This window comes from Leyella stercorea DSM 18206 (assembly GCF_000235885.1).
In the GTDB taxonomy this organism is placed as follows: Bacteria; Bacteroidota; Bacteroidia; order Bacteroidales; family Bacteroidaceae; genus Prevotella; species Prevotella stercorea.
In genome coordinates, this window is sequence record NZ_JH379436.1 from 1 (window position 1) to 20,425 (window position 20,425).

Below are 20,425 nucleotides of genomic sequence, written 5' to 3' on the forward strand. Positions count from 1 at the left end.
TTCAGGCGGTTTTTTAATTCCGCCAACAGGTTCTTTAACCAAGATGTTCAAGGCAAAATGAAAGATACAGAAAAGAATAAACTGTTTACTGAATTGGTTGCCCAATATAGCGAAAAACTATATTGGACGATACGTCGTATTGTGCTCAATCACGACGATGCCAACGATGTAATGCAGAATGTCTTTGTAAAAGCATGGAACAACCTTGATCAATTTGAAGAGCGTTCGAAACCATCCACCTGGCTGTATCGTATAGCCATCAACGAGTCGCTCGACTTTCTACGCCGTAAGCGCGACTTCGTAGCTTACGACTCCAATCTTACCGATGGAGTTGGCTCGCGCCTTGTTGCCGACGAATATTTTGACGGCGATGCCACGCAAGCAGCTTTGCAAGAAGCTATTGCAAAGCTGCCCGATGTGCAGCGCGTTGTCTTCAATCTTCGCTATTACGAAGAAATGAAGTATTCGGAAATGAGTAGCCTGCTCAACACCTCAGAAGGCTCCTTAAAAGCAAGCTACCACATTGCCGTGAAGAAAATCTACAACCATCTTCTTTCAAAAAACACTTAACTTGTTTTCTGTTTATGCAGAGATGACCCCATGAATCTGCTTGATGAAATCCTTTAGATTTACAAAATGGTCGCCGAAGATAGTACGCCAGTTGTATTGTTTTAGCGGATACTCCATAAAGTTTTTTGTTTCAATATCGCCATTCATACTTACGTAGTCGAGGATATTCTTCAGATACTGCTCCTGCTCCGATGTGAGATCATAGCCATCTACAAACTGCTGATATATCTGTAACGCTTTCTTGTGGTCGATGCCGTTGATGACACGTATGAAGGCAGCCACATTATTCTTGTACGGATGTCCCTCGGTGAGTGCGTTGTACTCGTCCTTGGTGCCCAACTCCTCGAAGAAGATGCGCTCCAACTCCTGTATATCGGCAGCGGTGAGCTGCTCAAAGTTCTGTATCTTTCGCAGTGTTTCGTTGTTGCTGTTCTCTGCCAAGTAATCGATTACTCGCTGCTTGTACGTAGTCTGTATAACCACGTTGACGGGGGCTTTGGAGGTGGTGTATTCGTCCTCTATGTCGATGACGAACTTCTTGTTTTGGCGTTGCTCCTTCAGCAAGTGCACTGTTTCGCGCAGCTCTTTGCGCACACCCTCCAATGCGTCAAGCGACTCGTTCTCCCAAAACTGTGGTGTCTGCACCATTCGTATGGTGTTGTATTTTTGTGATTTTGTTACAAAGTTAATAATTCTTTTTGTTATTTTGTTGGCTGCAATAAAAAATAATATGTACCTTTGCTTGTGAAAAAACCTACTAATGGACGACGGAACTTTGCACACACAATCTGCACAAACAGGATGTGCTGCTCAATAGTCCCCAAACTAATCATTCAGTTATGTTAAAACAAATAATTAATGGTCGCGTTCTTACTCCACAAGGATGGCTTGAAGGCGGCTCTGTAATCATTGACGGTAATAAGATTTTAGCCGTATCGAACAGTGATTTGCACATCGTTAACGCTCAGATTATCGACGCCAAAGGCTGCTATGTAGTACCAGGCGGAGTAGATTTGCACGTGCATGGAGGAGGCGGACGCGACTTCATGGAGGGCACAGAGGAGGCGTTCCGTGTAGCCATAAAAGCACACATGAAGCACGGCACAACCTCTATATTCCCAACCCTCTCGTCTTCTACCGTGCCAATGATTGAGGCAGCTTGCGAGACCTGTCAGAAACTCATGGAAGAAGAGAATAGCCCCGTACTCGGACTCCATCTCGAAGGTCCATACTTCAACCCGAAGCAGGCAGGCGCACAGATACCCGAATGGATAAAGCCACCGGTGGCAGAGGAGTACGAGCCATTGCTCGACAAGTATCCATGCATTAAGCGTTGGGACGAAGCTCCGGAACTGCCAGGTTCTGTGGAGTTCATACAGTCGTGTCGTAAGCACGGCGTAGTGGCATCTATCGGTCACACACGCGCCACATACGCAGATGTTGTAGCCGGACACAAGGCTGGCATGATGCACGCTACACACTTCTACAACGCAATGCCAGTGGTATATAAGGAACACGAGTTCAAGGTGCCGGGCACCGTGGAGAGCGTGTACGCCCTTCCAGATATGACCGTAGAGGTGATTGCCGACGGCATACATGTGCCCCCAGTGATGCTCCGCGTGGTTTATCAGATAAAGGGCGTAGAGAAGACTGCCCTCATCACCGACTCGTTAGCATGTGCTGCAAGCGACGAGGGCGTAGCGTTCGACCCACGCGTGATACTTGAAGACGGCGTGTGCAAGCTTGCCGACCACTCAGCCCTCGCTGGTTCTATCGCCACAATGGACCGCCTCATCCGCACGTGTGTGCAGATGGCAAACATACCGATGGAGGACGCATGTCGTATGGCGAGCGAGACTCCTGCAAAGATTATGGGCGTGTTCGATCGTAAGGGCTCGCTCGAGGACGGTAAGGACGCAGATATCATGATGTTCGACAAAGACCTTAAACTCACCTACGTAATGCAGATGGGTAACGAGGTGACGAACGAACTCTAAAAAGAAATAATATGTTGAAACAATTTGTCAATGGTCGCATCCTAACACCTAAAGGATGGCTTGATGGCGGCTCCATAGTGACGGACGGCAACAAAATCAGAGCCGTCTCGAACATCGACTTGCATGTTGTGGGAGCTGAAATCATCGATGCCCAAGGAGGCTATATCGTACCAGGCGGTATTGATATGCACGCTCATGGCGGAGGCGGTCGAGACTTCATTGAAGCCACGCGGGATGCTTTTCGTGCAGGTGTCAATGCTCATCTGAAGCATGGCACCACCGCAATATACCCAACATTATCGTCGTCGACAATACCTACCATTGAGGCTGCCTGCAACGTGTGTCAGAAACTCATGGCGGAGAAAGACAGTCCTGTGCTTGGATTGCACATCGAAGGTTCGTATATCAATAGAAAGCAAGCTGGTGCACAAAACCCAGTGTTGATAAAGGCACCTATTATATATGAATATGAGACGCTGCTCAAAAAGTATAAGTGCATCAAGCGTTGGGATGAGGCACCGGAGCTGCCCGGTTCGGTGAGATTTATCAAAGAGCTACGCAAGCATGGCGTGCTTTCTGCTCTCACCTGCACACGCGCTACCTATGAGGATGTGGTGAAGGCGCATGATGCCGGAATGACACATGCCTCGCACTTCTACAACGCAATGCCCGTAGTGTACAAGGAGCACGAGTTCAAGGTGCCAGGTACCGTGGAGAGTGTTTATGCGCTGCAGGATATGACGGTAGAGGTGATTGCCGATGGTATACATGTGCCACCAGTGATGCTTAAGATTGTATATAAGATAAAAGGCGTAGAAAGAACAGCCCTCATCACCGACTCTTTGGCTTATGCAGCAAGCGAAGGTGATGTGTCTCCGGAGGCTCGTGTGATTATGGAAGACGGTGTGTGTAAACTCGCCGACCGCTCGGTGCTTGCCGGCTCCATTGCCACTATGGATGTGCTCATCCGCACATGCATACAAAAGGCTGAAATACCGATGATAGATGTGTTCCGCATGGCAAGCGAGACACCTGCAAAGATCATGGGCGTGTTCGACCGCAAAGGCTCAATAGAGGAGGGTAAGGATGCCGATGTCGTTGTCTACGACAAGGATATAAACCTTACCTACGTAATGCAAATGGGCAAGGAAATTGTCAATAAATTATAGCTGCGAGTTTGCCACGCTACGGCAACATTGTTGTTGTGCTACCGAAACTTTATTGCCGTAGCGCGACAACAATGTTGCCGTAGCGTGGCAAACTCACAGCGTAATTTTGTGGATGTAATGTTGTCTATTCTTGCGTTGTGTCGTTGATGTTGTCTGTGTGCAGAATGACACTCGTAGCACCAATTGTGAACAATGTGCCGTCCTCGATAACGCGTTGCTCGCGGTCGCCAAGAATAACGTTGTCGACGAAGGTACCAGTGTAGCTCGGTCCGTCCTTAAGCACATACTTCAAGTTGCCCTTTTTGTCGCGGCTTACTGTGATAGAACAATGGTTGATGTCGATGCTCGGGTCGTTTGTCTCGATAGCGCAGTTTACACCGCTATTCTTCATGTAGCGTCCGACGACGTTCACACCCATGTGTAGCGGAATGACCTGCTTGTAATGGAATACGTTTTCGATAACGGTGATGTAGCCACACTCGCTTCCTTCTGCATTTTCTTCAGGAATATCCTCTTTCTGCGTGTTGCGCAGTTTTGAAACACCAATGCGTATGCCGAATTGCTTGCCACAGTCGGGGCATTGGAATACTAACGACTGTCCTTCGGTGTATTTCTTCTCGTCGAATGTGATGAAGTTATCACATTTTGGGCATCTTACTCTTTTCATTTATTTTATTTCTGTTATCCAAGATCCTTCAAATTCGATGTTGTCTGTCAGCATGTTCTTTGCTTTGTTTGCCTCTTCGCGAGTGCTGAACTTGCGATATATCACCTTTACGTGGCCATTGGCACCGATATAGATACGAGCTTCTTTCATGCCTTTACGATGAAGTTTGCTTACGTACTCCTCTGCGTTCTTTTTTGCTACACGGCTTGCAAGCACAATGCTGAAGTATCGCTCTGATGTTTGCTCGTTGGTGTTGTTGATTATTGTTGCAACTTCTTTGTTCTCAGCGTTATTTGCTGTGTTCGCTTCAGTGTTTGTTGCGCCTTCTTCTGCCGCTTCGGTTGCTGTCATGTCGTTCAGTTTATCGGGCGTGCCACTGGTTATGTCTTTTGGCATAATCTCGTAGAACCAGTTTGCGTTTATAGCACTTTGGTTGATGTTGGGCTTGCTCGAATCGCCCAACTTGGCAGGCATTGTGAGCATGAAGATGATGGCAATGCAAGCTGCAGCCACATGTTTGATGTAGCGCAACGGAATGTGTACAGATAGTGTTTCGTCTGCCACGTCCTCTTCCGTTTCGGTCTGCTCGATAGTTTCGCTTACTTTTGCTGTAGCTATGGCTTTTTCCTCAACAGTATTTGCCACAGGGCGTATGTTGATAGCGTCAAGTCCGTAGAGCGCAGGAGTGATAACGCCAGTCTCTTCGGGGATGAACTCTAATGTGGAGCCGTTGATGACAAATTTACCGATTCTTAATAGCTCGTATATGCGCTCTTCTTCGATGTGACGTTTGAGACTTTCAACATCTGTTGCTATCTGTTTAAGTGCTTCAGGGAAACTGATGTCGTATGTGTTGACATATTCCTGGGCTAAGAGCGAGTCGTTCATAGTCAGCTGCGGATTGAAGCCAACAATGCGCATCGGAGGAATAAAAATGCAGTTCTCTTCGTCGTATTTGGCAGGAATATTGTGAGCCATAAATCCACCAAAGCCCGGAACAATGACACAATCATTGTTCAACAGTAACCTTGCTATATGTTTCTCCAAATATCTCATATCTGCAAATTTACGAATTTTTAATTATAACTTTGATATAAATGAATAAAAAGTGAATGGAAAAGATTAAAATATGCTTATTGTTTTGGTTTTCTTGCGAAATATGCTAACTTTGCAAGTGTTATGGCTGTGAAATCAGCATTGAGTAACGTGTAATAATTATGTATAAAAATATAGCAAAAACTTTATTTGTTCTGCTGCTTGTCCTCAAGGTAAGTGCGTGTGGAAATCGTCAGAATAAGGCGGTAGAGCCGACGGAAGATTTAACAGCAAAGCATGATTTGCAAGGAATATGGCTTGATGAGGATGGGGAAGATGTGGCTTTTCGTGTGAAGGGCGATTCTGTTTATTTCCCCGATTCGACCAGTGTACCTACGTATTTCCGCATCGAGAACCACTCGTTTGTGCTCATAGGAGGCAAGACTACTAAGTATAAGATAATGAAGCAGACACCAAATGTGTTCGAGTTTAAGAACCAAAGTGGTGAGATTGTGAAGCTTTACAAGACTAACGACGCGTCGTACATGGATGCTTTCGTGCCAAAGGCGGTGCAGAATATTAATCAAAAGAAAGTGGTGAAACGTGATAGTGTTGTCTTCTTCAACGATGAGAAGTATCATTGCTACATACAGATTAATCCAACAACATATAAGGTGGTGAAGCCATCGGTTAATGATGACGGAGTAGAGGTGGACAATGTGTATTATGACAATATTGTTAACCTAACGGTGTTCAATGGAAATAAACGCTTATTCTCTGCCGATATGCGTAAGGAGGCGTTCGTCAATGAGGTGCCAGAACAGTTCCTGAAACAAGCAGTTTATAGCGATTTGTATTTTGATCGTATTGATGCGGAAGGTTTACATTTTTTCTCTGTTCTTGCTATGCCAGAGACATCAATAAGCTATATGGTAGAATCTATTGTAGAGTTTAATGGTAAACTTATAAAGCGGATTAAAAAGTGATTTAGTCCGCTTCACTATTTTTCGAGTTGTATTATCAAGAATATTTCATTTGGATATAAAACAAAAAACATAGATTGTCTCACGACAACCTATGCTTTCTTAACCTTAATAATCTAATACCATGAAAAACACGTTGCAAAGATAGTCTGAATTTATAATATAGACAAGTGTTGTTCTAAAATAACACATTGAAAATAATATAATTTAAGTAAACGGACATACTTTGTATGGTGCTTTTAATATCGTTTTACAATATTTGTCTTATATTGGAAGTGTTATTTCCATTGTTTTTTATAGCCCCAACATAGTTCCTATTTGATAGACCACAGCCGATACAATCCATGCTAATGCTGTTGTGTAAACAGCTGCGAATGATGCCCACTTCCAAGAACCAGTTTCGCCTTTTATTGCAGCAATGGTTGCGATGCAAGGGAAGTAGAGCAGAACAAACAGCAAGAAGCAATATGATGAGAGCGGAGTGATGCCGTCGGCTACCATCTGCTTGCGCAGATTAGAATAAGACTCTTCGCTTCCTTCCTCTACCACATCGTCGTTGTGGTAGAGAATTCCCATGGAAGAGGCTACAATCTCCTTTGCACCGATGCCTGAAATAAGACCTACATCAAGCTTCCAGTCGAAGCCTTGTGGGCGGAAAACGGGTTCTATGGCGCGACCGATGTAGCTCTGCTCCTGCTGCTCTACGCGCGAAAGTTCTTCGTTGTGTGGAAAGTAGCCAAGAGCCCACACTATGATGCTTGCAACCAGGATGATACCACCCATCTTCTTCAGATATTCTTTGCCTTTCTGCCAAGTGTGTCTGCCGATAGCTTTCGCTGTTGGGAAGCGATAAGGCGGAAGCTCCATTACGAACGGAGTGTCTTCACCTTTGAACAACGTCTTGCTGAAGAGGCGACTCATGAGTATAGCCATGATTATGCCTACGACGTAGAGAGACATCATCACACTGGAGCGATATTGCTGCGCAAACATCGTTCCTATAATCATTATATATATAGGGAAGCGTGCAGAACAACTCATAAGTGGAAGTATCATCATGGTTATGAGTCGTGAGCGGCGACTTTCAATGGTGCGCGTAGCCATTACGGCTGGCACATTGCAGCCAAAGCCCATGATGAGCGGTATAAACGACTTGCCATGAAGCCCCATTTTGTGCATCAGTTTATCCATGATGAAAGCAGCACGAGCCATGTATCCACTGTCTTCCATGAAAGATATGAAGAAGTAGAGTATCAAGATTTGTGGCAAGAAGACAATCACCGAGCCAACACCGCCGATGACACCGTCGATAAGCATGTCCTTTAGAGGACCGCTTGGCATGGTGCCGGCTATTGTTGTTCCAATCCACTCAACACCACTCTCAATCCACCCCATAGGGTACTGACCCAAGGAGAATGTTGCTTCAAACATTATCCAAATCATGAGGATGAAGATGGGGAAACCAACGTATCTGTTGGTGATAATTTGATCTATGAGGTGTGTCAGCTGGTAGGTGTCCTTTTTGTTGCCAGTTTGGTAGCCTGCCTCTTGCAACGCACCGTGAATGAAGCCATACTTCGCGTCCATGATGACCGTTTCGCAGTCTTCATGGGTGTAGTTCTGTACATCAGCAACAGCCTTGTCGCGCACAGAGAATATCTCTTCTGCACGGCTTGTTGATGAAACGATGAGATGCTCGGTCTCCTTGTCTTTCTCCAAGAGTTTTATGGCGAGGTAGCGAGTGGAGTAGCGATGTCGCAAATCGTTCTCCTGTTTTAGTACGGCTTGTATAGCCTCAATACCTTCCTCTACGTATGGACCGTGGTTGATGTGGATATGACGGAACACATTGTGCTTAGGCTTTACACCGCTTGCAAAGTCCTCCTCGTGCTCTGCATCCTCCTTCTCCGATTTGCGGTATTGCTCGTGCCACTGTCGTATGCCCTCAGCTACTTCAGGGTCGAGATTGCCTTTGTCGTCGAGGAAGTCGAGGCCCTCGTACATATTAATAATAATGTGGAAAAGCAGCTCGACACCTCTGCCAGTGGTGAACGTTGTGGGAATCATTGGCACACCAAAGAGTTCGCCGAGCTTCGCATAGTCGACATTGTCGCCACGCTTTTCTGTTTCGTCGAACATATTTAGAGCACAAACCATGCGTAAGTGCATGTCTATGAGTTGGGTTGTGAGGTAAAGATTGCGCTCAATGTTGCTTGCATCAATCACGTTGATAACAACATCAGGCGTGTGCTCAATAATCTCTTTGCGCACATAAAGCTCCTCTGGAGAATATGCTGAGAGCGAGTATGTTCCAGGCAAGTCGACTATATTGAAGTCGTAACCCTCAAAAGAGGCGTGTCCCGTCTTTGCGTCAACAGTAACTCCTGAATAATTGCCAACTCGCTCGTGAGCTCCAGAGGCGAAGTTGAACAACGATGTCTTTCCGCAATTCGGGTTGCCAACCAATGCTACATTAATGGTGCGACGCTTTTTCATCGCGGCATCGCGTAGCTGTGTGTCGCTCAAGCTATCGCTTCCTTTCTCAAGTGGTTCTGAAATCTTGGGTCTATTCTTTTCTATTTCGGCTGCTTCTTCTACCGAAATCACTTCTATCATGTCTGCTTCAGAGCGACGAAGAGAAACTTCGTAGCCCAGAATCTTGTATTTTACGGGGTCTTGCAGTGGCGCATTTAATAGCACGTCAACTACTTTTCCCTTGATAAATCCCATCTCGACGATACGTTTGCGAAAGCCTCCGTGTCCCATGACCTTCACAATTACTCCGCGTTCGCCAGTCTTTAATTCAGATAATTTCATATTGTTTCAATATTTGTTCGATGATATTATCCCTCTTGAAAGTGAATGTTATTAATATACGATGTCTTATAAGGGCACAAAAGTACACATAAAAATTGAAAAAGAAATAACTTCATGTCGTACATTTTTTCAAATACCTAAAAATGATTAATGGATGTGTTGTGTTCAAATACAAATTAAAATTGCTAACTTTGCATTTTGGAACAAATAAAACAAATAAATAAGAAAATGGAAAATCATTTCTTTTATTATCTTTTATGCATATTGGCTGCAGTGGTCGGCTTTCTGGTAGTTAAGAAAATTACAAGTTGTATGATAAAAGTTGTAATAGCACTTGTAGTGTTAGCTGCTATAGCATTCATGTATTTCAAGTTTATTGCTTAACCCCAAAACATTTAGCTCTAAGATGAAGTTGATTGTAGACAGCGGAAGTACCAAGACAGACTGGTGCTTTGCGCAATCTTCCGATACATATGTATTAGTGCAGACAGACGGAATAAATCCCATTGTGCAATCATTCGATGAGATCGTGTCTGTTGTGCAAGATCAAATGCTTACTCGCGCTAAGCAGCAATTTATAGATGTGGCATCTTTGGAGAATGTGTTCTTTTACGGAGCAGGTTGTACACCTGAGCATAGCCATATTGTGGAAGAGGCGTTGCACTCGGCTCTTGGTGAAAGTGTTTCGGTTTATGTTGAGAGCGATTTGTTGGCAGCAGCACGTGCGCTTTGTGGTACGCATCCTGGTATAGCATGTATATTAGGAACCGGCTCTAATTCGTGCTACTTTGATGGTGATAAAATCAAAGAACATACACCTGCGTTAGGATATATCTTGGGTGATGAGGGTAGTGGTGCAGTTCTGGGACGCACTTTTATTAATGGTATATTGAAAGGCACTCTGCCACAAGAGTTGCGTGACGAGTTCTTTGAAGGGTATCATACAAGCCAAGCTGATATAATAAACAATGTGTATCATTCTGCTTTACCTAACCGTTTTCTTGCATCGCTTTCTAAGTTTATATTGCCACGCATTAGTAATGAAAAGTTGGAAGCACTTGTCGTTCGGAACTTTGAAAGTTTTATAATTAATAATGTTAAAAACTATGCGTATGCAGAACCAGTGATAAATGCTGTGGGTAGCGTGGCTTACCTATATCACAAACAATTGGAACAGGCTGCAAACAGACAGGGTTATCGATTGGGAAAAATATTAAAAAGTCCGCTTGAAGGCTTGCTTAAATATCATTTTGTAAATAATTAAATATAGACAATGGGCTACAACGGCTATTTGCGTGCATAAAAAAGCAAATTGCTACTGATGTGTTTGCGTGAACAATATGAAATGCAACATAGACTTAGCAAATTTAGTTGAAAAACTTTGGCGTTTTGCGAAATACAGATTATCTTTGCAGTTAGATAATGCAAACGTTCTCAATCGTATTGAAAACGATATGCAAACGCTTGCTTTGACAGAAAGATATGATGTAATATCAAGAAAAAATATTAACGTTTTAGACATATAATTACTATTTATGAGCGAAAAAAGAGTTTATACTTTCGGTAATGGACAAGCCGAAGGTGATGCTTCAATGCGTGAGGTACTCGGTGGTAAGGGTGCAAACCTTGCCGAGATGAACCACATCGGTGTTCCTGTGCCTCCTGGTTTTACAATCACAACAGATACCTGTAACGAATATTATGAGGTAGGTCAGGATAAGATTGTTGAGCTGCTTACTGCTGAGGTTGACGCAGCTGTGGCTCACACTGAAGAACTGATGAATTGCAAGTTCGGTGACCCGAAGAATCCTCTGTTGGTTTCTGTACGTTCAGGTGCTCGTGCTTCTATGCCGGGTATGATGGATACCATCCTCAACCTTGGTTTGAACGACGAGGTTGCTGAGGGTATGGTTGAGAAGACTGGCAACCCACACTTCGTATATGATAGCTACCGCCGTTTTGTTCAGATGTATGGTGATGTTGTTCTTGGCATGAAGCCAGAGAATAAAGAGGATATTGATCCGTTCGAGGCTATTATTGAAAAGGTGAAGGAGGAGCAGGGCGTTGTTCTTGACAAGGACCTCTCTGTAGAGTCGCTGAAGAAGCTCGTTGAGCTCTTCAAAAAGGCTATCAAGGAGCAGACTGGTAGCGACTTCCCAACTGATCCGAAGGAGCAGCTTTGGGGTGCTATCTGCGCTGTGTTCCGCAGCTGGATGAACGAGCGTGCTATTCTCTATCGTAAGATGGAAGGAATTCCTGACGAGTGGGGTACAGCAGTTTCTGTTATGGCTATGGTGTTCGGCAATATGGGCGAGACATCTGCAACAGGTGTATGCTTCAGCCGCGACGCAGGTAACGGCGAGAACCTCTTCAATGGTGAGTACCTGATTAATGCTCAGGGCGAGGACGTTGTTGCAGGTATTCGTACTCCGCAGCAGATTACAAAGATTGGCTCACAGCGTTGGGCTGAGCGTGCTGGTATCTCAGAGGAAGAGCGCGTAGCAAATTATCCTTCAATGGAGGAAGCAATGCCAGAGCTCTACAAGGAACTCGATTCACTCCAGGATAAGCTCGAAAAGCACTATCGCGATATGCAGGACATGGAATTCACCGTTCAGGAGGGTAAGCTTTGGTTCCTCCAGACACGTAATGGTAAGCGTACTGGTACTGCTATGGTTAAGATTGCGATGGATCTTCTCCACGAAGGTATGATTGACGAGAAGACAGCCCTCTTGCGTTGTGAGCCGCAGAAGCTCGACGAGCTCTTGCATCCAGTATTCGATAAGTTGGCACTCTCAAGAGCTAAGGTTATTACACAGGGTCTTCCAGCTTCTCCAGGTGCAGCTTGCGGTCAGATCGTATTCCACGCTGACGATGCTGAGGTATGGCATGAGGACGGCAAGAAGGTCATCATGGTTCGTATAGAGACATCTCCTGAGGACCTCGCAGGTATGTCTGCAGCAGAGGGTATCCTTACAGCTCGTGGCGGTATGACTTCTCACGCTGCCGTTGTTGCTCGTGGTATGGGCAAATGCTGCGTTTCAGGTGCTGGCTCTATCAATGTTGATTACAAGACTAAGACCGTAGAGATTGAAGGAGTTGTGTACAAGGAGGGTGATTACATCTCTTTGAACGGTACAACAGGTCAGGTTTATGCAGGTCAGATTGAGACCAAGGCAGCTGAACTTTCAGGCGACTTCAAGGAACTCATGGACCTCTGCGATAAGTACACAAAGATGGAAATCCGTACCAACGCAGATACTCCACACGATGCAAAGGTAGCTCGCACATTCGGTGCTAAGGGTATCGGCTTAACACGTACAGAGCACATGTTCTTCGATGATCAGAAGATTGTTGCTATGCGTGAGATGATTTTGGCAGACTCTGTAGAGGGTCGCGAGAAGGCTCTTGCTAAACTTCTCCCATATCAGAAGGCTGACTTCTACGGCATTTTGAAGGCTATGGATGGCTGCCACGTAAATATTCGTCTGCTTGATCCACCTCTCCATGAGTTCGTACCGCACGATAAGGCTGGTCAGGAAACAATGGCTAAGGAAATGGGCGTAAGCGTAGAGGAAATCAAGAAGCGCGTAAACTCTTTGGCTGAGAACAACCCAATGCTCGGTCACCGTGGTTGCCGTCTTGGTATCACATTCCCTGAGATTACAGCAATGCAGACTCGGGCTATCCTCGGTGCAGCTTGCCAGTTGAAGAAGGAAGGCTTCAACCCACGTCCTGAGATTATGGTGCCACTCATCGGTACAGTTCAGGAGCTCAAGCAGCAGAAGTCTATCATCCTTGCTACTGCTAAGGAGGTATTCGTTGAGTATGGTGTAGAGGTAGAGTTTGAGATTGGTACAATGATTGAGATTCCACGTGCAGCCCTTACTGCAGGTAAGATTGCAGAAGAGGCTCAGTACTTCTCATTCGGTACAAACGACTTGACACAGATGACCTTCGGTTATTCTCGTGACGATATTGCTTCATTCCTCCCTGCATACATGGAGAAGAAGATTCTGAAGGTTGACCCGTTCCAGGTTCTTGATCAGGAAGGTGTTGGTCAGCTTATCAAGATGGCTGTTGAGAATGGTCGCGCTACTCGTCCGAACCTCCGTACTGGTATTTGCGGTGAGCACGGTGGTGAGCCTTCATCAGTTAAGTTCTGCGCAAAGGTTGGTATGAACTACGCTTCATGCTCTCCATTCCGTGTGCCTATCGCACGTCTCGCAGCGGCGCAGGCTGCTGTAGAGGAATAATAAGATAAGCCCTCGTAACTAACGAGTTAGGCGGTAAGTTTCTGATAATAAAGAGACTTGCCGCCTAAATTGTTTTTGGTGGGTCTGCACGTTCTGCGCACTAAGATAATTCGCTTCGCTCGTGAAATGAATAGACAAGTGCCCCCGAAATAAAGCGGTTGCTTTTTCGAGGGCACTTTTATAAGTGACAATCAGTTCGGAAGCTAACTGTTCGCCACTTACTGAACAATTAAAATTTAGCCTAACCTAAATACTTCATCAAAATCTTTGCGTTACCGCTATCGCGGAGTTTCGCAATGCTCTTCTCGCGAATTTGGCGTACACGTTCACGTGTCAGACCGAGCTGGTCGCCAATCTCTTCAAGACCTTTCTCGTGGCAGCCGATGCCGAAGCACTCGCGAATGATTGTGATTTCGCGATCCTTGAGCACTTTGTTAAGCACCGAGTTGAGTTCTAATGCCATTGACTCGTGGTCGACTTGACGGTCTGTTCGGCTGTCTTCGCCACTCGGCATGACGTCGAGCATACAGTTGTCTTCGCCATCTTGGAAAGGAGCGTCGATACTTACGTGGTGTCCGTCTGCCATGAGGCTTTGACCGATTTTCTCTTCGTCTATGTTTGTAGCTTCAGAAAGTTCTGAAACAGATGGGTGTCGCTGGTTTTCTTGTTCAAACTTGTTAATCTCGTGGTTGATTTTATTCAATGAACCAACTTGGTTGAGTGGCAGACGTACGATGCGACTCTGTTCTGCAATGGCTTGAAGTATGCTCTGACGAATCCACCATACGGCGTATGAGATGAATTTGAAACCGCGAGTCTCGTCAAACTTCTGAGCAGCTTTTATCAGACCTATATTGCCTTCGTCGATAAGGTCGGTAAGGGTAAGTCCTTGGTGCTGGTATTGTTTGGCAACAGATACCACAAATCGCAGATTGGCTGTTACAAGTTTGTCCTTGGCGCGTTCGCCCTCCGGACCTCCTTTTTTGATTTTTTGCGCAAGCTCAATCTCTTCATCAATGGTTATCAGCGGAGCACGACCAATTTCGACAAGATATTTGTCAAGTGCTTCACTGGAACGGTTTGTAATACTTTTTTGAATTTTAAGTTGTCTCATCTTATATACCTAAACTTTCTTACGCGTAATAAACTGATGTCTGTTTTCGCAAAGGTTACGAAAACCCTGCAAAGGTACGATTTTTTGCCGATACACACAAATCTAAATATGCAAAACTTATGCGTGGCGTGTATTTTGTTCTTCATTCTTGTTGTATTTTTAAAAAAGATTGTACCTTTGCGAAATATACGGCTACGAATTGGGTCGTTAACCTCATAATCAGAAAACAAATACTATTACAATTATGAATATTAAAGTGCGTTTGGCATTAATGAACTTCTTGGAGTTCGCAGTTTGGGGTGCTTACCTCACTTCTATGGGTAATTATCTTGGAAAGGCTGGTATGGGTGCCGAGATTTCTTGGTTCTATGCGATACAGGGTATCGTTTCGATTTTTATGCCTACCTTAATGGGTATTGTGGCTGACCGCCTTATACAACCTCAGCGTTTGCTTGGTTACTGTCATTTGCTTGCTGGTGTGTTTATGGTTGGTCTGTTTATGATGGGCATGAATAGCGCGACTCCAGACAAGACACTCTTTATGTCGTTGTACACGTTGAGTGTGGCTTTCTATATGCCTACGCTTGCGTTGTCTAACACAGCTGCTTTTGCTATTCTTACTAACCATGGTCTTGATACGGTTAAGGATTTTCCGCCGATACGTGTGTTTGGTACTGTTGGTTTCATCGCTACGATGTGGTTTGTGAATTGTGCTGTCGTAGATGGTGGCTCGTTTGGTTTGACACTTGCTGATAACGCTAATAAGTTTCAATATACTCATTTGCAGTTTCTTGTTTCGGGTGTGTTGAGCTTTGTGCTTTTTGTTTATTGTATGACGCTGCCGCAGTGTAAGCTTCAGGCAAAGAAGGCGCAGTCGCTTGCGGAGGCGTTCGGCTTGAACGCGTTCAAGCTGTTCAAGACTAAGCGTATGGCTTTGTTCTTCATTTTCTCTGGTTTGCTCGGAATGTCGCTGCAGGTGACGAATGGTTATGCAACACCGTTTATTACAAGTTTTAAGGGCATACCAGAGATGGCAGACTCTTTCGCTGCCAACAATGCTACGCTGCTCGTTTCGATCAGTCAGGTGGCAGAGGCTTTGTGTATTCTTCTTATTCCATTCTTTCTGCGTCGTTATGGCATAAAGATGGTTATGCTCATCGCGATGTTCGCCTGGGTGCTGCGCTTCGGTTTCTTCGGTTTGGGTAATCCGATGATGCCGGGTGTGCTGCTTTTCGTGTTGTCGTGTGTGGTTTATGGTGTGGCTTTCGACTTCTTCAATGTGTCGGGCGGATTGTTTGTTAACGCGGAGTGTGATGAGAATGTGAAGGCTTCTGCGCAGGGTTTGTTCATGTTGATGACTAATGGTTTGGGCGCAACGGTCGGTACGTTGCTTGCTGGTCAGGTTATCAATCATTATTGCCATTGGACAGAGGGTGGTTATCTGTTAGGCGATTGGCAGACTTGTTGGTTCATTTTTGCTGGTTATGCGCTTGTTGTGGCATTGCTGTTCCTTGTGATGTTCAGAACGAAGAAGGAGGTTAAGGCTTAGGGCATGAAGGAAATCAGATATTTCTATGTTCCCAATGCTGCGAGCGTTGGTGAACTGCCGGAAGAGGAAGCGAAGCACGCTGTTAGGGTGCTTCGCCTTCAAAGTGGCGACCGTATGGTGCTCGTAGACGGCGAGGGGGGATTGTTTGACGCTGAGGTTAGTGTGGCATCGGGCAAGCATTGCTTGTACAACATTCTGGAGACTCTGCCGTATGAGCGTGAGTGGCGTGGACGTATAAGTCTTGCCATTGCGCCTACGAAGATGATGGATCGTATGGAATGGATGGCGGAGAAGGCCACTGAGATTGGCTTCGACGAGATTAGCTTCTTGGATTGTAAGTTCTCTGAGCGCAAGACGTTGCGTACGGACAGGGTGGAGCGTATCGTTGTCTCGGCAATGAAGCAGAGTCACAAGGCTTGTAAGCCTGTGGTGAACGAGATGTGTGGCTTCAGGGAGTTTGTTGCGAGGGAACGCGAGGGTCGTAAGTTTATTGCTCATTGTTATGAGGAGGTGGTGCGTCGGGATTTGTTCGACGAGCTTTCTGCGATGGACGCGGAAACGCCGGTCACGGTGCTTGTCGGTCCGGAGGGTGATTTCTCTATCGATGAGGTGAGGTTGGCTATGGAGCATGGCTACGAGTCGATATCGCTTGGCAGAAGTCGTTTGCGTACGGAGACTGCGGGTCTGAGTGCGGTGATGATGGCAAATCTTTCTAAGCGGAGGGGGTGAAGGAGTTAAGGAGTAGTTAAGGAGTAGTTAAGAAGTTAAGAAGTTAAGAAGTTAAGCCATTAGTGTTTTTGCTTGATTTACAGCATTAAAAGCATTTGGCTTAACTCCTTAACTCCTTAAACTTCTCTGAACTTGTGAGGATTTTATTCTTTATTGATGTATTGCAGGATCTGTTCGGCGTGAATCTTCGTCTTTATCTCTTTGGGTGTGAAGATTTTCTGGATGATGCCATTTTCGTCAACGAGGTATGTTGTGCGCAGGATGCCGATGGTTTTTCTGCCGCAGGCTACTTTTTCGCCCCAGCAACCAAGTTGCTGCAAGAGTGTGGTCTCGGTGTCGGCGATGAGCGGGAACTGCAGTCCCTGAGTGTCGGCGAATTTCTTCTGTAGGGCCTGCTTGTCCTTGCTGACGCCTATTATGTCGTAGCCGGCAGCTGCCAACTCTTCTTTGTGTGCCTGGAGGGAACATGCCTCGGCTGTGCATCCGCTGGTGTTTGCCTTGGGATAGCTGTAAAGTACGATTTTGCGACCTTGATAGTCGCTTGCCTTGATTTCACGTCCGTCTTGGTCTATGCCAAGAATCTCGGGTATTTTGTCTCCTATGTTCATAATTGGGTTGTTTTTGTTTTTTATTTTGTTTTATGTTGCAAAGATATGTATTCAATCTGAGATGAGCAAACTCTTTGCGCTCTTAATGTCGGATGTTTACTTGTTGCATGTATTCTTGCTATTTCCCTTTTTGCAACATCTTACGCGACTTCTCCTTTGCGAAAGCCTGCATGTCAACAGCCACGTCATCCTCGTCCACAATCTCTACGCCGGTCATGGTTTCTATGATGTCTTCCATTGAGACCACGCCACGTAGGCAGCCGTATTCGTCGAGGATGATGGAAATGTGTTCGCGCTTCTCCAGCATCTTCTCCCATATTTGATATACCGAATCGTCTTCGTTGAAAGAAAGTATCGGGCGCATGAGGTCGGAGAGTTTTGTTTCAAATTTGTCGTCCGACAACTTCTTCAGCACCATGTCTTTCAGCACGTAGCCGATGATATATTCCTTACTTTTGTCGTAGACGGGTATGCGTGAGAAATTCCATGTCTGCTGCTCGTAGAACTCCTTGATGGTAAGGTTCACGTTGGCAGATTCTACCACAATGGATGGTGTCATCACCTCGCGTGCCTTAACGGCAGCCAGACGGATGCAGCTTTTGATAATCTTGCTTTCTGACTCGCGGAAGATGCCCTCCGTGGTGCCTACGTCAACCATCGCCGACACTTCTTCGCGGCTCACGGAAGCTTGATGCGCCTTCGGGGTGAAGACCTTTGTGATTAGCTCTGAGAGCAGAACGAGCGGGTAGGTGATGAAGATGAGCACGCGGATAGTCTTGGTGGAAGGCATGGCGAGCGAACGCCAGTAGGATGCTCCGATGGTCTTGGGTATGATTTCGGAAAGCACAAGGATCAACAGCGTGAGAATGGCTGATATCAGTCCGAAGTATTCTTCGCCGAAGAGCTTCATCGACTCTGCGCCGACACCTGCCGAACCGATGGTGTGGGCAATGGTGTTGAGCGAGAGGATTGCGCCTACGGGACGGTCCACGTTGTTCTTGTACTGTTTCATTAAGGAGGCAGTCTTGCTGCCTTGACTCTCCTTCATCGAGATGAACGACATAGGAGTGGATAGGAGTACTGCCTCGAGGACGGAACATAAAAAGGATAGTGACAGAGCACTTAAGAAATATAAAATGATTAAGCCCATGAAATATTTGATTCGTTAATAATAAGTTGTCTGCAAAAGGGGTGTTTGGACTACTTACTATAAACGAAGGGCGTTATGGTGTATGTATAATCGGTGTGTCATTTACAGCGCAAAGATATCTATTTTGTGGGTATTTTTATTCCTTTGATGTCGGATGTTGGTATTCTTTAACTAAATGCCGTGGAATTTCTGTTTTGTTAGTATATTTCTTTTACCCCATCACTCCATCAAGCACCATTGTTGGCATAATACAGACAATATGCCATATCTACATTTGGGCGTTTTTAGTGAAATACCTATTTTTGATGACGCTCCGAATTTGGTGGTTTCTCTTATGATTACTATTTTTGCACTCGGAAAAGAATCGTATTTACACGACCGATAGTTGTGTTCATGCGGTTTATATAAAAGTTTTATAATTATAAAGATTATTGTATTATGATTATCGAAAATGTTCATGCAAGAGAGATCTTGGATTCTCGTGGCAATCCTACAGTAGAGGTTGAGGTGTCATTAAAGTCTGGCATCGTTGGTCGCGCATCAGTCCCGTCTGGTGCCTCAACAGGTGAGAATGAGGCTTTGGAACTTCGTGATGGCGACAAGAGCCGCTATTGTGGCAAGGGAGTATTAAAGGCTGTAGAGAATGTGAATAGCGTGATTGCACCGGCTTTGGTCGGTTTCTCTGCTTTGGAGCAGCGTGCTATCGACTATAAGATGTTGGAGTTGGACGGCACCAAGACCAAGTCAAACCTGGGAGCCAATGCTATTCTTGGCGTATCGCTTGCAGTGGCTCATGCTGCTGCGGAGTATCTCCACATCCCGTTGTATCGCTATATCGGTGGTTGCAATACTTACAGCCTTCCCGTTCCTATGATGAACATCATCAATGGCGGTGCTCACTCTGATGCGCCAATCGCTTTCCAGGAGTTTATGATCCGTCCTGTGGGTGCTCCTAATGAGAGAGAGGCCATCCGTATGGGTGCAGAGGTGTTCCATGCCTTGGCCAAGCTCCTGAAGAGTCGCGGTCTTTCTACTGCTGTCGGCGACGAGGGTGGTTTCGCTCCTGCACTCAATGGTATAGAGGATGCGCTTGAGAGCATCTGTCAGGCAATCAAGGATGCTGGCTATGAGCCGGGAAAGGATGTGAAGATAGCAATGGACTGCGCTGCCAGCGAGTTTGCTGTTCAGGAGAACGGTGAATGGTATTACGATTATCGCCAACTGAAGGACGGCAAGAAGAAGGATCCCAACGGCAAGAAGCTCACGGCTGCAGAGCAAATAAGGTTCTTGGAAGAACTGATCACCAAATATCCTATTGATTCCATCGAGGACGGTCTTGATGAGAATGATTGGGACAACTGGGTGAAGCTTACGGCTGCCATCGGCGACCGTTGCCAGCTGGTTGGTGACGACCTCTTTGTTACGAATGTGAAGTTCTTGGAGAAGGGCATCAAAATGGGTGCTGCCAACTCTATCCTTATCAAGGTGAACCAGATAGGTTCGCTTACTGAGACTTTGGATGCGATAGAGATGGCTCATCGCCATGGCTACACAACTGTTACATCGCACCGTTCTGGTGAAACCGAGGATACGACTATCGCTGATATCGCTGTGGCAACTAACTCGGGCCAGATCAAGACTGGTTCGATGAGCCGTACTGACCGTATGGCAAAGTACAACCAGCTTATCCGTATCGAGGAGCAGTTGGGGGATAACGCTGCTTACGGTTACAAGAAACTAAAATAGACGTGGTTAATTATTGAATAAATCATAATCGACGT

The 20,425-nt window shown here is 45.6% G+C and carries 17 protein-coding genes; 10 read left to right on the plus strand and 7 right to left on the minus strand.

Going from position 1 to position 20,425, the window contains the following annotated elements; genetic code table 11:
- The first annotated feature begins 57 nt into the window (after positions 1-57).
- Entirely contained in the window at positions 58-570 is a 513-nt protein-coding gene (locus HMPREF0673_RS07150) for an RNA polymerase sigma factor (RefSeq protein ID WP_050804967.1), read from the plus strand.
- 12 nt (positions 571-582) lie between these two features.
- Here the strand turns inward: HMPREF0673_RS07150 and HMPREF0673_RS07155 are convergent, their stop codons facing one another.
- Entirely contained in the window at positions 583-1,218 is a 636-nt protein-coding gene (locus HMPREF0673_RS07155; protein ID WP_007900147.1) for a type I restriction-modification enzyme R subunit C-terminal domain-containing protein, read from the minus strand.
- Between the two features lie 191 nt (positions 1,219-1,409).
- On the opposite strand from HMPREF0673_RS07155, the gene nagA (HMPREF0673_RS07160) reads away from it, so the two are divergent.
- Together nagA (HMPREF0673_RS07160) and nagA (HMPREF0673_RS07165) are read left to right on the plus strand one after the other, a co-directional pair.
- The gene (nagA, locus tag HMPREF0673_RS07160) at positions 1,410-2,567 is read left to right on the plus strand and encodes an N-acetylglucosamine-6-phosphate deacetylase (protein WP_007900153.1); all 1,158 of its coding nucleotides are present in this window, start codon (positions 1,410-1,412) and stop codon (positions 2,565-2,567) included.
- A gap of 11 nt (positions 2,568-2,578) precedes the next feature.
- Positions 2,579-3,736 (plus strand): N-acetylglucosamine-6-phosphate deacetylase, encoded by a 1,158-nt coding sequence (gene nagA, locus HMPREF0673_RS07165; RefSeq protein WP_007900161.1) that lies wholly within the window; start codon positions 2,579-2,581, stop codon positions 3,734-3,736.
- A gap of 124 nt (positions 3,737-3,860) precedes the next feature.
- Here nagA (HMPREF0673_RS07165) and HMPREF0673_RS07170 read toward each other — a convergent pair whose 3' ends face one another.
- Both HMPREF0673_RS07170 and HMPREF0673_RS07175 read right to left on the minus strand, forming a co-directional pair.
- Complete coding sequence (locus HMPREF0673_RS07170) at positions 3,861-4,403, minus strand: FHA domain-containing protein (RefSeq protein ID WP_007900162.1); 543 nt, start codon at positions 4,401-4,403, stop codon at positions 3,861-3,863.
- Positions 4,404-5,459: an HU domain-containing protein gene (locus HMPREF0673_RS07175; RefSeq protein WP_007900165.1), complete on the minus strand. Its 1,056-nt coding sequence runs from the start codon at positions 5,457-5,459 to the stop codon at positions 4,404-4,406.
- Positions 5,460-5,620: 161 nt separating this feature from the next.
- Between HMPREF0673_RS07175 and HMPREF0673_RS07180 the strand changes: the two genes are divergently transcribed.
- A complete protein-coding gene (locus HMPREF0673_RS07180) occupies positions 5,621-6,424 on the plus strand; it encodes a DUF4738 domain-containing protein (RefSeq protein WP_007900170.1) in 804 nt (267 codons plus the stop codon).
- Between the two features lie 291 nt (positions 6,425-6,715).
- On the opposite strand, the gene feoB is transcribed toward HMPREF0673_RS07180, so the two are convergent.
- Positions 6,716-9,238 (minus strand): ferrous iron transport protein B, encoded by a 2,523-nt coding sequence (feoB, locus tag HMPREF0673_RS07185; RefSeq protein ID WP_007900172.1) that lies wholly within the window; start codon positions 9,236-9,238, stop codon positions 6,716-6,718.
- Between the two features lie 406 nt (positions 9,239-9,644).
- Here feoB and HMPREF0673_RS07195 point away from each other — a divergent pair, with 406 nt between their 5' ends.
- The 3 genes from HMPREF0673_RS07195 to ppdK all read left to right on the plus strand — a co-directional run bounded on the left by HMPREF0673_RS07195 (position 9,645) and on the right by ppdK (position 13,494).
- Complete coding sequence (locus HMPREF0673_RS07195) at positions 9,645-10,502, plus strand: hypothetical protein (protein WP_007900179.1); 858 nt, start codon at positions 9,645-9,647, stop codon at positions 10,500-10,502.
- A gap of 76 nt (positions 10,503-10,578) precedes the next feature.
- Positions 10,579-10,764, plus strand: a complete 186-nt coding sequence (locus HMPREF0673_RS07200; protein WP_007900182.1) for a hypothetical protein — start codon at positions 10,579-10,581, stop codon at positions 10,762-10,764.
- 9 nt (positions 10,765-10,773) lie between these two features.
- Positions 10,774-13,494 (plus strand): pyruvate, phosphate dikinase, encoded by a 2,721-nt coding sequence (gene ppdK / locus HMPREF0673_RS07205; protein WP_007900186.1) that lies wholly within the window; start codon positions 10,774-10,776, stop codon positions 13,492-13,494.
- Positions 13,495-13,735: 241 nt separating this feature from the next.
- On the opposite strand, the gene HMPREF0673_RS07210 is transcribed toward ppdK, so the two are convergent.
- The gene (locus HMPREF0673_RS07210; protein WP_007900209.1) at positions 13,736-14,608 is read right to left on the minus strand and encodes a sigma-70 family RNA polymerase sigma factor; all 873 of its coding nucleotides are present in this window, start codon (positions 14,606-14,608) and stop codon (positions 13,736-13,738) included.
- A 244-nt stretch (positions 14,609-14,852) separates the two neighbouring features.
- Between HMPREF0673_RS07210 and HMPREF0673_RS07215 the strand changes: the two genes are divergently transcribed.
- On the plus strand, positions 14,853-16,157 hold the full coding sequence (locus HMPREF0673_RS07215; RefSeq protein WP_007900215.1) for an MFS transporter: 1,305 nt from the start codon (positions 14,853-14,855) through the stop codon (positions 16,155-16,157).
- Positions 16,158-16,160: 3 nt separating this feature from the next.
- Positions 16,161-16,886 carry a 16S rRNA (uracil(1498)-N(3))-methyltransferase gene (locus tag HMPREF0673_RS07220; protein WP_007900218.1) on the plus strand — a complete coding sequence of 242 codons (726 nt, stop codon included), beginning with the start codon at positions 16,161-16,163 and terminating at the stop codon, positions 16,884-16,886.
- A 143-nt stretch (positions 16,887-17,029) separates the two neighbouring features.
- Here the strand turns inward: HMPREF0673_RS07220 and HMPREF0673_RS07225 are convergent, their stop codons facing one another.
- Complete coding sequence (locus tag HMPREF0673_RS07225; protein ID WP_007900221.1) at positions 17,030-17,494, minus strand: peroxiredoxin; 465 nt, start codon at positions 17,492-17,494, stop codon at positions 17,030-17,032.
- A 118-nt stretch (positions 17,495-17,612) separates the two neighbouring features.
- Complete coding sequence (locus HMPREF0673_RS07230; protein WP_040596634.1) at positions 17,613-18,644, minus strand: CNNM domain-containing protein; 1,032 nt, start codon at positions 18,642-18,644, stop codon at positions 17,613-17,615.
- A gap of 438 nt (positions 18,645-19,082) precedes the next feature.
- Here HMPREF0673_RS07230 and eno point away from each other — a divergent pair, with 438 nt between their 5' ends.
- Positions 19,083-20,390, plus strand: coding sequence for a phosphopyruvate hydratase (gene eno / locus HMPREF0673_RS07235; protein ID WP_007900227.1), 1,308 nt, complete (start codon positions 19,083-19,085; stop codon positions 20,388-20,390).
- Positions 20,391-20,425: the final 35 nt, after the last annotated feature.